We start from the raw sequence: 1,000 nt of genomic DNA, 5'->3' as shown, positions 1-1,000 counted from the left end.
GCCATGCGTGGCCTCCTTCTGGCTTCTGGCCGTGGCGCACACATTAGGGCCTCGCACTTGCGAGGGGGCGCCTGACTTCGCGACTGCCAATCACTTCAGTTACATGCTATAACTGAAGTGATGGCCAGTAGTTCGCGGGCCCTCTGCCCAGCCGGTCCGCCCGTGTCCGCCCCGCCCACGAGAGGTGAACGAGACCATGACCACCGCCACGCACGACGCCCCCGCCCCACCGCACGTCGTCCTCGGAGCCGGCCCCGCCGGCACGACCCTCGCCGGGGAACTGGCCCGGCGGGGACACGAGGTCCGCCTCGTCGACCGGTCCGGCACCGGCCCGGCCCCCGCCGGCGTCACCCGCGTCCGGGGCGACGTCGGCACCCCCGAGGGCGCCCGGGCGGCGATCCGGGGCGCCGCTGTCGTCCACCACTGCGTCAACGCGGCGGGCGTCGTCATGCGGGCCATGGTGCCACGGGCGAGGAGAGGGGGTGAGACTGCGTCTGATTCTGTGAGATGGCGTGTCAGTTGGTGTAGGGTGATGACGGACACACCCATCTCTCCGACCCCGCCCGGGAGGCCACCATGACCGAGACCCTGCCCACCGTCGAGCCCGAGTACGACGTCGCCACGCCGCTGGACACCGACTTCTACTTGGCGCTCGCGGACGTCTCCGACGCCGAGAAGGACGTGTGGCGTCGAGCCCGCGCCTTCGCCCTCGAGCCGGACGTGCTGCCCCGGATCCGGGAGGCGTGGGACCGCCACGAGTACCCGCTGGACCTCGTGGCCCGCCTGGGGCAGGCCGACCTGCTGCGCGACGGCGTCCCCGTGGACGGGCTGCCCGACGTCTCCCGCGTTGCAGCGGGCCTGGCCATGATGGAGCTCTCGCGCCTGGACGGCTCGATCGCCACGATGACGGGCGTGCAGGGCGGTCTGGCCATGCGCTCGATCCAGCTGTGCGGCAGCGAGGAGCAGCGTGCCGAGCACCTGCCGGCCATGGCGCGCGGCG

General features: G+C 72.4%; 1 protein-coding gene and 1 pseudogene. Both read left to right on the top strand.

Annotation, left to right across the window (positions count from 1 at the left end; genetic code table 11):
- Window positions 1-196: 196 nt before the first annotated feature.
- A pseudogene (locus tag AB0L75_RS44640) lies at window positions 197-433 on the top strand (FAD-dependent monooxygenase); the annotation flags it as partial.
- A 143-nt stretch (window positions 434-576) separates the two neighbouring features.
- Window positions 577-1,000, top strand: a 424-nt coding sequence (locus tag AB0L75_RS44635; protein WP_365191996.1) for an acyl-CoA dehydrogenase family protein, incomplete at its 3' end; no start/stop codon positions are given.

The sequence above is a fragment of the Streptomyces sp. NPDC052101 genome (assembly GCF_040680235.1).
Classification (GTDB): Bacteria; Actinomycetota; Actinomycetes; order Streptomycetales; family Streptomycetaceae; genus Streptomyces.
This window is presented reverse-complemented; position numbering and strand designations above follow the sequence as displayed.